This window comes from Cellulomonas massiliensis JC225 (genome assembly GCF_000312005.1).
GTDB lineage: Bacteria > Actinomycetota > Actinomycetes > Actinomycetales > Cellulomonadaceae > Cellulomonas > Cellulomonas massiliensis.
The window spans coordinates 622,499-635,525 of sequence record NZ_HE978588.1; the positions used below are offsets into that span (position 1 = coordinate 622,499).

The window sequence follows — 13,027 nt, forward strand, 5'->3', positions numbered from 1 at the left end:
CAACATTTGTTGTCAACGCGCACGCTGGAGCCATGCACGACGTCGAGGTCATCGAGGACGCGCACGCCGCCGCGGCAGCGCTCGACCCGGTCCGGGCGCGGCTGCTCACGGAGCTGGCCGTCCCGGCGTCCGCGGCCGGGCTCGCCGCCCGGCTGGGGCTCGCGCGGCAGAAGGTGAACTACCACCTCAAGGCGCTGGAGGCGCACGGGCTGGTGCAGCTCGCGGAGGAGCGCCGGCACGGCGGCCTCACGGAGCGGGTGCTGCGGGCGTCGGCGGCGTCGTACGTCGTCTCCCCCGCGGCCGTCAGCGCGTCCGCCGCCGACCCCGACGCGGCCGCCGACCACCTGTCCGCCTCGTACCTCGTCGCGCTGGCCGGCCGGCTGGTGCGCGAGGTCGGCGCCCTCGCCCGGCGGGCCGGCGCGTCCGGCGCGCGGCTGCCGACGATGACGATCGACACCCGGATCGGCTTCCGCTCGGCGGCCGACCGGGCGGCGTTCGCGGACGACCTGACGGCGGCGGTGCTCGACCTGGCCGCGCGCTACCACCACGACGACGGGCGGCCGCACCGGCTCGTCGTCGCCGCCCACCCGCTCCCGGAGGAGGAGAGCTCATGAGCACGACCACGGACGTCCCGTACCGCCTCGAGTTCAGCGTCGAGGTGCCCGGCACCGAGGAGCAGGTCTGGCAGGCCATCGCCACCGCCCGCGGCATGAGCGCCTGGTTCGCGCCGACGGAGCTCGAGGAGCGCGAGGGCGGCGCCCTGCGCTTCGTCATGGGCCCCGACATGGACTCCGTGGGGCACGTCGTGCGCTGGGACCCGCCGCGCCGCCTCGTCTACGAGGAGGACTGGGCGGCCCTCATGGGGCAGGAGCCGGACGCCCTCAGCCCGCTGACCTCCGAGTTCGTCGTGGAGGCGCGCTCGGGAGGCACCTGCGTCGTGCGCGTCACGAGCAGCGGGTTCGGGACGGGTGCGGACTGGGAGCAGGAGTGGTGGGCCACGCTCCAGCCGGGCTGGATGCCGTTCTTCGACAACCTGCGCCTCTACCTCGCCCACTTCCCGGGCCAGGAGGCGACCCCGATGGAGGCGTCCGCGACCCACGCCGGTGACGCCGACGCGCTCTGGGCGGCGATGCGCGGCGGGCTGCGCCTGGGTGAGGAGGGCACCGCCGTCGACCTGCGCGGCGCCACCGGCACCGTGGAGCGCGTGGGCGAACGCCAGGCGCTCGTCCGGCTCACCGCGCCCGTGCCGGGGATCCTCAACGCCTACGCCTGGGCCGACGACACGGGCGAGGTGACCGCGGGGGTGCGGGCGTACCTGTTCTCGCCCGACGCCGCCGGGTACGCGCAGCGCGAGGAGCCCGCGTGGCGGGCCTGGCTGGACGGCCTGACGGTCCCCGTCTGAGGCGCCCGCTCGACCGGCACGCCGGCCCCGGGGCGGTCACGCCGCGGGGCCGGCGCCGCGTCAGCGCAGGTGCCGGTCCAGGAACCGCGCGCCGTCCTCCAGCTCGAACCGAGGCGTGCCCAGGTGCCCGCCGGGGTTGGCGTGGAGCGTCTTCTCGGCGCTGCCGAAGGCGTCGAACAGGTCCAGCCCGCGCTCGCGCGGGTTGCCCCCGTCGTCCCACTGCAGCAGGAGCAGCAGCGGCGCGGTGACCCGCCGCGCCTCCTCGCGCTGCGCCCGTGGCACGTAGCCGCCGGCGTACAGGTTGAGGGCGGCGACGCGCGGCTCCGCCACGGCCAGGTGGATGCCGAGCGCGGCCCAGCCGGAGAACCCGACCGGCCCCTCGACCTCGGGCAGCTCGAGGAGGGCGTCGAGGGTCGCCCGCCACTCGGGCGCGGCGGCCTCGACGAGCGGGCCGACGAGCCGCTCGAACACGTCGTCGTCCGGCGCCTCCCCCGCCTGCAGCGCCCGGCGGAGGTCCGCCCGGGCTTCCTCCAGGGCGGGCAGCCGGGGCCGGTCGCCGCAGCCGGCGGTGTCGATGCTGGCGACGGCGTAGCCGTGCGCGGCGGCGTGGAAGCGTGCCCGGGCGACGAGCCGCGGCTCGCGCCGGGGCAGGCCGTTGTTGTGGGCGATGAGGACGAGCGGGGCCGGGTCGGGCCCCCGCGTCCAGAGCGTGCCGGGGATCTCCCCCAGCGTCAGCTGCCGCTCCAGGACGCCGTCGTCGTGGAGGTGCTGCGAGGTGATCTGCATGGTCGTGCCTCTCGAGAGCGCTGGCGGCGCTCCCGGGCGACCTGTCGCCCGACCGTGAGCCCGGAGGGGAGCACCCACGTCGTTCCGTCCACGGGTCCCACCTCCTCGTCGCGTCGCACGGCGCGCCCACGCTAGCCCGCGGGCGCGCCCGCGTCACCGGGATTCCGCCGACCCTTGACGCCCTACTTGTTTTTTGCAAGTGTGGTCCACGTCACCCACCGCACACCTGAGAGCGAGACCGCCATGACCTCGATGTTCGTCAACCTGCCGGTCACCGACCTGGACCGCGCGAAGGCCTTCTACTCGGCGCTCGGGTTCCGCATCAACCCGCAGTTCACCGACCACAACGCCGCGTGCGTCGTGGTCGAGGAGGACCACAGCTACTTCATGATCCTCGTCCGCGAGTTCTTCCAGACCTTCTCCGACCGCCCGATCGGCGACCCCGCCGAGACGGTCTCGGTCTCGACGGCGATCTTCGTCGACAGCCGGGAGGCGGTGGACGCGCGCGTGGCCGACGGCATCGCGGCCGGCGGCACGGAGGAGCGGCCCGCGGCCGACTACGGCTTCATGTACCAGCGCCAGCTGACCGACCCCGACGGCAACGTGCTGGAGTTCGGCTGGATGGACCCGGTCGCAGCCGCCCAGGGCCCCGAGGCCTTCATGAGCCAGCAGGCCTGATGGCCGCACGCGAGTACGGGCAGTACTGCGGCATCACCCGCGCCCTCGAGCTCGTCGGGGAGCGGTGGGCGCTGCTCATCGTGCGCGACCTGCTCGTCGGGCCGCGCCGCTACGGCGAGCTCGCCGCGGGGCTGCCCCGCATCCCGAGCAACATCCTGGCGGCGCGGCTCAAGGAGCTGCAGGAGGCCGGCATCATCCGCCGCGCGCCGCGCTCGCGGGTCGTCCTGTACGAGCTGACGCCCTACGGGCGCGAGCTCGAGCCCGTCGTCCTGGCGCTCGGCGCCTGGGGGTTCAAGGCGATGGGTGACCCGCGCGAGGAGCAGGTCGTCACGCCCGACTCGATGACGATGGCGCTGCGGACCGCCTTCCGGCCGGACGTCGCGGCCGGGCTGCCGGCCACCGCGTACGCGGCGCGCGTCGGCCCGGCCGAGCTCCTCGTGCGGGTCGACGGGCCCTCGCTGGCCGTGACGCGCGGCGACGGGCCGGCCGACCTCGCGTTCGCGGCCGGCCCGGGCATCCGCCGCGTGATCTCGGGTGAGCTCGCACCGGAGCAGGCGATCGCCACCGGCGTCGTCGAGGTGCTGCGGGGTCGCGGCGAGCTGCTCGACCGGTTCGCGAGCACGTTCCACCTGGCCGCCTGAGCCGCGTCGCCGCCGAAAGGCGTGGCCCGGTGGCGCGGCCCCGTGCCACGGTCGCGGGATGGGCGTCCGCCTCCACGACGACGAGCTGGAGATCGACGCGCACCTCGTGCGCGGGCTCCTGCGCGCTCAGGTGCCGCGGCTGGCGGACCTGCCGCTGACGCGGGTCGCGTCGACGGGGACGGTGCACGCGCTCTTCCGGCTCGGCCGCGGCCTCGTCGTCCGGCTGCCACGGGTGCCGCGCTGGAGCGGCGACGTCGAGCGCGAGGCGGCCTGGCTGCCCGTGCTCGCGGCCCACCTCTCGCTCGAGGTGCCCCGCGTGGTCGCGGTGGGCCGCCCGACGGACGCCTACCCGTGCCCCTGGCTCGTGCTGCGCTGGCTGGACGGCTCGCCGTGGTCGTCGAGCCCCCCGGACGACGAGCGCGACGCGGCGCGCCGGCTCGCAGGGCTGGTCGTCGAGCTGCGGGCGCTCGACCCCGCCGGCGCCCCGGGGGCCGGACGCCGGCCACTGCGCCAGGTCGACGACGAGACCCGCGCGGCGCTGCGTGCCGCCGCCGACCTGGTGGACGCGGACCGGGCGACGGAGGTCTGGTCCGACGCCGTGACGGGCGCCCCGTGGCAGGGGACGCCGGTGTGGGTCCACGCCGACCTGCTCGGGCCGAACCTGCTCGTCCGCGACGGGCGGCTCGCCGCGGTGATCGACTGGGGCACCTGCGGCGTCGGGGACCCGGCGAGCGACCTCGTCCCCGCGTGGGCCGTGCTGGGCCCGGCCGGGCGCGCCGAGCTGCGGGCGGCGCTGGACGTCGACGACGCCACCTGGGTGCGGGCCCGCGGCATCGCGCTCGCGCAGGCCGCAGCGATCGTCCCCTACTACCGCCGCTCGCACCCCGCGTTCGCGGCCACGGGCGTGCGCACGGTCGAGCAGGTCCTCGCGGACGCCTCGGCCTGAGCCCCGACGCGCACGGGGCGCCCGGCCGTCGTGACGACCGGGCGCCCCGCGGTGGGCGTCAGCGCGCGAGGAAGGCGAGCAGCGCCTCGTTGACCTCGGCGGTGTGCGTGGTGAGCAGGCCGTGCGGCGCACCCTCCACCTCGACGTACTCCGCCGACGGCAGGGCCTGCGTGAACCGCCGGCCCGTCGCGTCGATCGGCAGGATGCGGTCACCGGTGCCGTGCAGGATCAGGGCCGGGACGTCGATCTTCGGGATGTCCGCACGGAAGTCGGTGCCCCAGGTGAGCGGCGCGGCGGCCGACGCGACCGAGCCGGAGCCGGCGGCGACGTCCCACGCGTGGCGCACCTGCTCCTCGCTGATGCGGCTGCCGAGGTTCTCGTCCAGGTTGAAGAAGTCCTGGTAGAAGGACGTGAAGTAGGCGTACCGGTCCTTGCGGACGTCCGCGGCGATCCCCTCGAAGAACTCGGCCGGCGCGGCTCCGTCGGGGTTGTCGTCGGTCTTCGTCAGGAACGGCTCGAGCGAGGCGAGGAACGCCGCCTTGGCGACGCGCGAGGAGCCGTACGTGCCGAGGTAGCGCGCCACCTCCCCGGTGCCCATCGAGAAGCCGACGAGGACGACGTCGTGCAGGTCGAGGGTCTCCAGGACGGTGTGCAGGTCCGCGGCGAACGTGTCGTAGTCGTAGCCGACGGACGGCTGGCTCGACCGGCCGAAGCCCCGGCGGTCGTACGTGATCACGCGGTAGCCGGCGTCGAGCAGGGCGGCGGTCTGCCCCTCCCACGAGTTGCCGTCCAGCGGGAAGCCGTGGATGAGGACGACCGGCTGTCCCGTGCCCTTGTCCTCGTAGTGCAGCTCGATGTCGACCGAGTTCTCCGTGCCGACCGTGATGCGACCCATGACGTACCCCTTGGTCATCCGTAGGAGAACGATCGTTCTCCGCTGATGTGGCCTACACTAGAGAACGGACGTTCTCGTCGCAAGGGGCGGGGCGTGAACGCTCGGTGAGACCTGAGAGGCGGTGCGCGGTGACAGCCCTTCCCGGCTCCCCCGGCACGACGACGGACGCCCGTGAGCGCGTCGTCGCGGCGGCTGACGCACTGTTCTACGCGCGCGGCATCCAGGCCGTCGGCATGGACGAGGTCCGCACGGCCGCGGGCGTCTCGCTCAAGCGGCTGTACGCGGAGTTCCCGGGCAAGGAGCAGCTCGTCCTCGCCGTGCTGGACGCGCGGCACCGGCAGTGGGAGGACGGGGTCGCCCGCACCGCGGCGGGCATCGAGGACCCGCGGCGGCGGCTGCTCGCGGTGTTCGACTTCCTGGAGGAGTGGTTCTCCGACGCGGCGTTCCGCGGGTGCGGGTTCATCAACGCGTTCGGCGAGCTCGGCGCGACCTCCCCCGCCGTCGCGGAGGCCGCCCGGCGGCACAAGCAGTCGTTCCAGGACTACGTGACGCGCCTCGCGGTCGAGGCCGGCGCGGACGAGGAGCTCGCGGCGCAGCTCGCGCTGCTCGCCGAGGGGGCGCAGACCACGGCGGCGATCGCGGGCCGTGCGGACGCGGCCCGGCAGGCCCGGCGGGCCGCGGAGGTGCTGGTGGCGGCGGCCCTCGGGCCGCGCTGACGCGCCCGGCGCTCCCGGGGCCGCACCGCGACGCCGTGCGGGCGAACCTCGTCCCCCGGCGAGCGGGCCCGGCGGTGCCGACCTAGCGTGTCGGACGACCGACCTGTGCGACCCACGGAAGGAGCACCGCATGCCGACGATCGACGAGACCATCGACATCGACGTCCCGATCAGCACCGCCTACAACCAGTGGACGCAGTTCGAGGAGTTCCCGCAGTTCATGGGCGGCGTCGACGAGGTGCGCCAGCTCGGCGACACCCTGACGCACTGGAAGACCTCGATCGGCGGGGTCGAGCGCGAGTTCGACGCCGCGATCACGGAGCAGGAGCCGGACCGCGTCGTCGCCTGGCGCAGCATCGACGGCACGACCCACGAGGGGCACGTGTCGTTCGAGGCCCTCGGCGCCACGCAGACCCGCGTGCACGTCCGGACGAGCTGGCAGCCCGAGTCGCTCGTCGAGAAGGCTGGCGCGGTCGTCGGCGCCGACGACCGCCAGGTGAAGGCCGACCTCAAGCGGTTCAAGGAGTTCATCGAGTCGCGCGGCGTCGAGACCGGCGGCTGGCGCGGCGAGGTCTGACCCCGCCGCCACGACGCCCGGCGTCCCCCTTGGGGGGGCCGGGCGTCGTCGCGTTCACCGGCGCGACGGGAAGTGGAACGGGATGGGGATGCCGCCGCAGCAGCAGACCCCGCTCACGTCGGTCTGCGCCAGCAGGGCGGCCGCCTGCCCGCACGCGACGAACCGCGCGACGCTCGGCCGGATTGCGCGCACGACCCCGCGGCGTGCGACGAGGTCCCGCACGGCGGCGGAGCACGACGGCCCGCCGTGCGCGACCCGGTGGGCGCAGCTCCACCCCTTCCGGGGCGAGACCCGGCGCTGGTAGCCCGCGATGAGGCGGTCGGTGACAGAGGCGGCGATGCTCATCGCCTCACGCTAGGCACGGCGCGAGGGCACCGCGCGGTGGGGGCGGATCGGCACGTCGAGCAGGCGGGCGGTCGCCGCGTCGACGTGGCGCTCGGGGGCCGGGTGAGGAGTTCGTCGCCCTCACGGCGACAAACCCCGCACCGAACGCATGCGAGGGCCGGACGAGGGGCGAGGGGCGCGAGGGGTCGGGGGGAGGGCGCGGGGGTCACTCCCCGGCGACGACGCGCAGCGGTCCCTCGTCGGGCGTCGGGACCTCGAACCCGGCGACGAAGCCCTCCACCACCCCGGGCGTCAGCGCCACGTCGTGCGGGCCGGTGTTGCCGCGGGCGGCGACCCGCTCCAGCAGCACCGCGGGCGGCGTCCGCACGTACAGGGTCACGGGCAGCACGCCCTCGGGGGCGAGCAGGGCGCGGTAGGCGTCCCGCGCGGCGCGCGACCAGAACGAGGAGTCGACGACCACGTCGCGCCCGGACCGCACGAGGCCGAGCACCGCCGCCCGCACCTCGGCGTCGACGCGGGCGGACTGCGCGGGCGCGAGCGGGTGCGACGTGAACCCCAGCCCCCAGGCGTGCTCGTCGAAGGAGACGCGGGCGTACCCGTCGGCCTCGAGCCGGCGGGCGACCGTGGACTTCCCCGACCCGGCGGGGCCGCACATGAGCACCACCTCGGGCACCCTCACCCGACCCGCCAGGGGAACGCCGGGTCCGTCGGGGCCGCGTGCTCCGCGACCTCGACGGCGTACGTCGGGCGGCCCGGACCCGAGACCGCGCCGAGGTAGCGGTGCCCCGTCATGTGGCACCACGCGGGCAGGTCGATGGGTGCTACGGGGTCCGTCGTGACGAGGTGCACCACCGTGCCGGGCGCGAGCTCGAGCACGCGCCGCCGCAGGAGCACGAGGAGCCGCGCGCAGCCGAGGTCTCCGCCGTCGAGGACGACGACGCCCGGCGCAGCGGCCGGGGGCTCCGCCGCACGAGGGGGCTCGTCGCCGTGGGGCACGCCCGGAACGCTACCCCTCGACCGCGGCCCTCCGGTGGCTCGGGGCACGGCCGGGGGCGCCGACCCCCGCGGGGGTCGGCGCCGTCCGGACCGTGGGGACGCACCGGCTCAGCCCCGGTCCGACCGCCGGCGCAGGATCACCAGACCGGCGCCGGCGAGCAGGAGCGCCAGGGCGGAGCTGCCGACGAGCAGCGCGTCCGAGCCGGTGACGGGCAGGGTGGCCGGCCCGTCGTCGTCCGCCTCCGGCGCGCTCCCGCCGTCGGTCCCCTCGTCGGGCGCGGCCGGCGGCAGCACCTCCACCCGGATGCGGCTCGGGTCGCTGGTCACGCCGTCCGCGTCGACCACGACGTACGTCGCCGTGACCGTCCCGGTGAAGCCGTCGGCCGCGTGGAACGTCACGGCGCCGGTCGCCTCGTCGAGCTCGAGGGTGCCCTGCTCCGCGGGGACCGTCGAGGTCAGGACGAAGCGGAACGGGCCCGTCCCGGTGGGCGTCGGCACGCCGAACGTCACCTCGCCCGCGTGCTCGACCGTGGCCGAGGCGTCCCCGCCGACCGGGGCGACGTCGATGGCGACGACGACCGGGTCGCTCGCGAGCCCGTCACGGTCGACCACCTGGTAGGTGACCGGGACGTGCCCGCTCGTCCCGGGCGTCGGCACGACGACGAGCTCCCCGGTGGTCGGGTCGAGCGTCACCGTGGCCTGCGCGGGCGACGGCCCGTCGACGAGCTCGTAGGTGAACGGCCCCGACCCGACGGGCGTGGGCAGCTGGATCCGGACGGACGTCCCAGCCGGCACGCGGACCGGCTCGTCGTGACCCGGCACGTCGGACGGCGCGGGGACCGCCTTCGGCGCCACGTCGAACTCCACCACCGCGGGTGCGCTCGGCGTGCCGTGCGCGTCCGTCGAGCGGTAGGTCACCTCGACCGTGCCCGAGAAGCCCGGGGCGGGGACGAAGGTGATGACGCCGGTGGCCGGGTCGATCGTCGCGGTGCCCTGGTCGGGCGTGGGGCCCGTGACGATCTCGAAGGTGAACGGCCCCGTCCCGGACGGCGCCGGGGTCGGGCCGGTCGCCGGCGAGCCGGTGGTGCCGGGGACGGTCACGTCGGTGCCCGTCTGGCCGCCCGGGCTCACCGGGGCGACGGTCAGCACCAGCTCCGCCGGGTCGCTGGCGAGGCCGTCCGCGTCGAGCACGCGGTACCGCGCGGTCCACGTGCCCGACCACGCCGGGGACGAGAGCACCGAGGCGGTGCCGCCGTTCAGCGTGACGACCCCCGCCGCCGCCGGTCCCCCGTCGAGGAGCTCGTAGGTGAACGGACCCGTGCCCGTCGGGGTCGGCAGCGCCACGCTCGCGGTCGCGCCGGAGACGAGCGACGCGGCGCGGTCGTGCGCGACCGGACGGACGTCGAGCGTCGCCGTCACCGGCGCCGAGGTGCCCAGGTGGGAGTCGGTCGCGGTGTAGCGGACGACGAGCCGGCCGCTGACGCCGGGCGCCGGCGTGATCTCGACGTCGCCGCCGTCCACGACCGCCGTGCCGCGCGCGGGGTCCAGGCCCTGCACGAGGGTGAGCGAGAACGGGCCGTCGCCCAGCGGCGCGGCGGGGCTCAGGACGCTCGCGACGGGCGCGTCGGACGCGGTCGTCACGTCGTCGACCGCGTACGCCACCGGGGCGATCTCGACGACCACCGGCACCGAGGTCTGCGTGCCGTTCGAGGTGGCGGTGAGGACGAGGACGAACGTGCCCGAGTGCCCCTCGGGGTCGAACGTCACGGCGCCGTCGGCGCCGGCCGTCGCGGAGGTCCGGGCAGGCGCCGTGACGCCCCAGGTGACCGGTCCGCTGCCGTGGGCGACGGGCGCGTCGCTCGTCGTCGTGGCGTCGGCCGTGCCCGAGGTGGGGGCGACCGGACCGACGTAGGGACGCACCGTCACGGTCACGTCCTGCGGCGCGGACCAGACGCCGTCGGCGCCCTGCACGCGGTACCGGACCTCGTGGACCCCGGTCTCGCCGCGGTCGGCGACGACCGTGACCTGGCCGCCGGCGTCGATGGTCGCGCTCGCGCCCGACAGCGCGCCGCCGACGAGCTCGTACGCGAACGGGCCGGTGCCCGACGGGGCCGGGACGGCGACCGTCGCGGTGGCGTCGCCGTCCGCGTCGAGCGTGACGACCGCGGCCGTGGAGCCCGCGACCGGGGCGACGGTCACGGCGACCTGCTCGACGTCCGTCCGCAGCCCGTGCCGGTCGGCGACCGAGAACGAGCCGGTGTCGACGCCGCTGAAGCCGGCCGCCGGCGTGATGGTGAGCACGACGTCGCCGTCGGCGTTCGTAGCGAACGTCGCGGTGGAGCCGTCGGTGGCGGTCCACTGCGGGCTCGCCCAGGGGCCCGAGCCGGTGAACGGCACGGTGACCGTGACGGGCTCGTCGACCGTGGTCGTCGCGGTGGTGCCCACGACGACCGGGCGCACGAGCAGGCTCACGGCGGACGCGTTCGAGACGCCGGCCGCGCCGTCGGTCGCGGTGTAGGTGGCGGACAGCAGGCCGCTGGCGCCCGCGGCGGGGGTCAGGACGAGGCGTCCGCCCACCACCGCGACGTCGCCGACCGACGGGTCGGCCGGGGCCGAGACCGCGTACGTGTACGGGGCGGTCCCGACGACGACCGGGTCGACCGTGACCGACGCGGGCGTCGAGGACGCCGTCACCTCGCCGGCGTCCACGGGGCTCGTGACGGGGTTCCAGCGGACGGTCGCCGCGGCGGTGTTGTCCGCCGTCAGGGTGCCGTCGTCGGTGGCGCTCGCCACGGTCGCCGTGAAGGTCGAGGTGCCGGACGTGCCGCTGGCCGTGCGCGCGACCGCGGCCGTGACGGCCGGGAGGGTCGTCGCAGGGTCGATCGCCGCGTCGTCGTGCTCGTACACGCAGGACAGGTCGGTGCCGTCCGTGACCGTGCAGGCCCAGCCGGGCGCCGTCACGGTGCCGAACTCCGTGCCCGCCGGGGCGGTGGCGCTCAGCGTCACGTCCTCGCCGGCCGGCACGGGTCCGGACGCGCCGTCCGCCCGGGCGGTCCACGTGACGGTGCCGCTGTCGTTGCTCGGCACGGACGTCGCGGTGGCGCTCAGGCGCAGGTCGGAGCGGATCGGCAGCACCGACTGCACCTTGAGGAAGTTGATCTCGTGGATGTCGGTCGAGCCGCCGGTGGACGCGGCCCAGCCGAACTTGAACGTCGGCGTGCCGGCCAGCACCGCGGGCTCCGCGACCTGGGTCACCTGGACGCCGTTGAGGAACACCGTGACCTTGGGGTCGGGGTCCGAGGGCGGGTCGATGCGGACCCGCGTGACGATCGGCGCCGGGCGGGAGGCGACGCTCTGGCGCAGCGCCGGGGCGCCCACGGACGTCGTCTTCACCGGCGCGCCGAGCACGCAGTAGCCGGTCGTGCCGTCGCCGGGCCCTCGCACGCCGACGGTGGACGTCAGCGACGGCTGGGACCCGCCGTAGGTGGTGCAGCCGGCGTTGTTCGTCTCGATCGTGAAGTTGCCCCACGCGTCGAAGCCGACGCCCAGCAGCGCGTGCGCGACGCCGGGCTGGCCCGCCCCCGAGCCCGCGTTGCTGTTGTGGTAGCCGAGCGAGCCGCCCATCGCGCCCGGCGCGGCGAGCGTGTACGCGCCGTCGGTGAGGAAGAACGAGATGCCGTCGGCCCCGTTGCCGCCGTACTGGTACTGGTTGAACGTGATGTCGAGGCCGGCCTTCGTCGGCAGCTGCTTGTTGTAGAGCAGGTACCCGTTGGCCGTGCCGACCGCCCGCGTCAGGCGCAGTGCGCCGCTGCCGTCCGCGTCGACGGCCCCGCCGCAGCCCGGCACCGGCGTCTGCGAGGTGCTCGACCCGGCCGTCAGGCACGCCTTGACGGTCGCGGCCCCCTCCTTGCCGCCGACGACGTAGCTGGACGCCACCGTGGTGCCGCTCATGAAGTCGTCCTCGAGCAGCACCGTGCCGGGGTCGGCCGCCACGGCGCCGGTGCCGAGCGACGAGACGCCGACGGCACCGAGCGTGAGGACGAGCGCCGCGACCGCGATGGCGGCCAGCGAGCGCGAGGGACGGCGGGGGGTCCGCGAGCGACGGGACCGCTCGGCCTGGTTCATGCGGCACTCCTGGGCAGTGGGGGCCGGCCGCGCACGCGACCTGATCGCCCCATCGCCCGGTCCGCCGGACTGTTGAACGGTCGTCCAGCCCACCCGGGTGCTAGCACCCGGGTGAACTGGACCGGCGTCCGGCTCGGGAGCGACCGCCGCCGCCGCCCTGGCGCCGCGTCAGCCCCGGACGACGGGGCCGGCGGCCGCCGGCTGACCCGCCGTCGTCAGGACGACGGTCGCGCCGCCCGCCTCGATCGCCTGCAGCGTGCGCAGCTGCAGCAGACCCGGCTGCCCCTCGACGAGGCGCGCCGCGTTGGCCAGCGCGCGGGTCGCCGCCACCTCCGAGCGCGCCCGCTCCAGCGCGGCGAGCCCCTCCGCGCGGGCGGCCGCGACGTCCGCGGCCGCGCGGCGCAGCTCCACCGGCACGACGACGTCGCGCAGCGACACCCGCTCGACCACGAGCCCGACCTCCGCGACGAGAGCCGCGGTGGCCGTCCGGGCGCCCTCCGCGACGTCGGCACGCGCGGCCAGCAGCTCGTCGAGCGTCCGGCCCGCGACCTGCTCCCGCAGGGCGAGCTGCAGCGCCGTGTGCAGCAGGTCGTCCGGCTCGTCGACCCGCTCGTGCCACGCCCTCGGGTCGTCGACGCGCACCATCGCCGTCAGGCTGACCTTGACGGACAGCCCGTCGCCGGTCAGCACCTCCTGCAGCGGCAGGACGACGACCCGCGGCCGGACGACGACGCGCGCGAACGTCCGCCTCCAGCGCCGGACCCGGTGCCGGCCGGGGCCGAGCTCGCGCTCGAACAGCCCGTCCCGGTACGTCAGGACCCGCTCCCACTCCCTCACGACGACAGCCATCGCTCGACCTCCTCCCTCGTCCGGCCCGGCCGGGTCCCGGCCGCGCACCGCCCCGGACGCGCCGCACGCGG

14 protein-coding genes are annotated in these 13,027 nt (G+C 76.0%); 7 read left to right on the forward strand and 7 right to left on the reverse strand.

The window, feature by feature from the left end; translation table 11 throughout:
• Positions 1 to 32: 32 nt before the first annotated feature.
• Together HGCM_RS02955 and HGCM_RS02960 are read left to right on the forward strand one after the other, a co-directional pair.
• Positions 33 to 614: an ArsR/SmtB family transcription factor gene (locus tag HGCM_RS02955; protein WP_019135399.1), complete on the forward strand. Its 582-nt coding sequence runs from the start codon at positions 33 to 35 to the stop codon at positions 612 to 614.
• Positions 611 to 1,402 carry an SRPBCC family protein gene (locus HGCM_RS02960; RefSeq protein ID WP_019135400.1) on the forward strand — a complete coding sequence of 264 codons (792 nt, stop codon included), beginning with the start codon at positions 611 to 613 and terminating at the stop codon, positions 1,400 to 1,402. Before HGCM_RS02955 ends, HGCM_RS02960 begins: the two co-directional genes overlap by 4 nt.
• Before the next feature lie 60 nt (positions 1,403 to 1,462).
• Here the strand turns inward: HGCM_RS02960 and HGCM_RS02965 are convergent, their stop codons facing one another.
• The gene (locus HGCM_RS02965; RefSeq protein ID WP_019135401.1) at positions 1,463 to 2,188 is read right to left on the reverse strand and encodes a dienelactone hydrolase family protein; all 726 of its coding nucleotides are present in this window, start codon (positions 2,186 to 2,188) and stop codon (positions 1,463 to 1,465) included.
• A 243-nt stretch (positions 2,189 to 2,431) separates the two neighbouring features.
• Here HGCM_RS02965 and HGCM_RS02970 point away from each other — a divergent pair, with 243 nt between their 5' ends.
• From HGCM_RS02970 to HGCM_RS02980, 3 genes are read left to right on the forward strand one after another with little or no spacing between them, the layout of a single operon-like run.
• On the forward strand, positions 2,432 to 2,866 hold the full coding sequence (locus HGCM_RS02970) for a VOC family protein (RefSeq protein ID WP_019135402.1): 435 nt from the start codon (positions 2,432 to 2,434) through the stop codon (positions 2,864 to 2,866).
• The gene (locus HGCM_RS02975) at positions 2,866 to 3,507 is read left to right on the forward strand and encodes a winged helix-turn-helix transcriptional regulator (protein ID WP_019135403.1); all 642 of its coding nucleotides are present in this window, start codon (positions 2,866 to 2,868) and stop codon (positions 3,505 to 3,507) included. Before HGCM_RS02970 ends, HGCM_RS02975 begins: the two co-directional genes overlap by 1 nt.
• A gap of 58 nt (positions 3,508 to 3,565) precedes the next feature.
• Entirely contained in the window at positions 3,566 to 4,453 is an 888-nt protein-coding gene (locus HGCM_RS02980; protein WP_019135404.1) for an aminoglycoside phosphotransferase family protein, read from the forward strand.
• A gap of 58 nt (positions 4,454 to 4,511) precedes the next feature.
• Here the strand turns inward: HGCM_RS02980 and HGCM_RS02985 are convergent, their stop codons facing one another.
• Entirely contained in the window at positions 4,512 to 5,348 is an 837-nt protein-coding gene (locus HGCM_RS02985; protein ID WP_026075227.1) for an alpha/beta fold hydrolase, read from the reverse strand.
• A gap of 128 nt (positions 5,349 to 5,476) precedes the next feature.
• Here HGCM_RS02985 and HGCM_RS02990 point away from each other — a divergent pair, with 128 nt between their 5' ends.
• Positions 5,477 to 6,064, forward strand: a complete 588-nt coding sequence (locus tag HGCM_RS02990; RefSeq protein WP_019135406.1) for a TetR/AcrR family transcriptional regulator — start codon at positions 5,477 to 5,479, stop codon at positions 6,062 to 6,064.
• A gap of 130 nt (positions 6,065 to 6,194) precedes the next feature.
• Complete coding sequence (locus tag HGCM_RS02995) at positions 6,195 to 6,641, forward strand: SRPBCC family protein (protein WP_019135407.1); 447 nt, start codon at positions 6,195 to 6,197, stop codon at positions 6,639 to 6,641.
• Between the two features lie 54 nt (positions 6,642 to 6,695).
• Here the strand turns inward: HGCM_RS02995 and yidD are convergent, their stop codons facing one another.
• From yidD to HGCM_RS03020, 5 genes are all read right to left on the reverse strand, one after another.
• Positions 6,696 to 6,986, reverse strand: coding sequence for a membrane protein insertion efficiency factor YidD (gene yidD, locus HGCM_RS03000; RefSeq protein WP_019135408.1), 291 nt, complete (start codon positions 6,984 to 6,986; stop codon positions 6,696 to 6,698).
• Positions 6,987 to 7,191: 205 nt separating this feature from the next.
• On the reverse strand, positions 7,192 to 7,641 hold the full coding sequence (locus HGCM_RS03005; protein ID WP_040399322.1) for a P-loop nucleotide/nucleoside kinase family protein: 450 nt from the start codon (positions 7,639 to 7,641) through the stop codon (positions 7,192 to 7,194).
• Positions 7,642 to 7,661: 20 nt separating this feature from the next.
• Positions 7,662 to 7,982 (reverse strand): sulfurtransferase TusA family protein, encoded by a 321-nt coding sequence (locus HGCM_RS03010; protein ID WP_019135410.1) that lies wholly within the window; start codon positions 7,980 to 7,982, stop codon positions 7,662 to 7,664.
• Positions 7,983 to 8,090: 108 nt separating this feature from the next.
• On the reverse strand, positions 8,091 to 12,107 hold the full coding sequence (locus tag HGCM_RS03015) for an Ig-like domain-containing protein (RefSeq protein ID WP_019135411.1): 4,017 nt from the start codon (positions 12,105 to 12,107) through the stop codon (positions 8,091 to 8,093).
• 168 nt (positions 12,108 to 12,275) lie between these two features.
• Positions 12,276 to 12,956 (reverse strand): SPFH domain-containing protein, encoded by a 681-nt coding sequence (locus tag HGCM_RS03020; RefSeq protein ID WP_019135412.1) that lies wholly within the window; start codon positions 12,954 to 12,956, stop codon positions 12,276 to 12,278.
• Between the last annotated feature and the right edge of the window lie 71 nt (positions 12,957 to 13,027).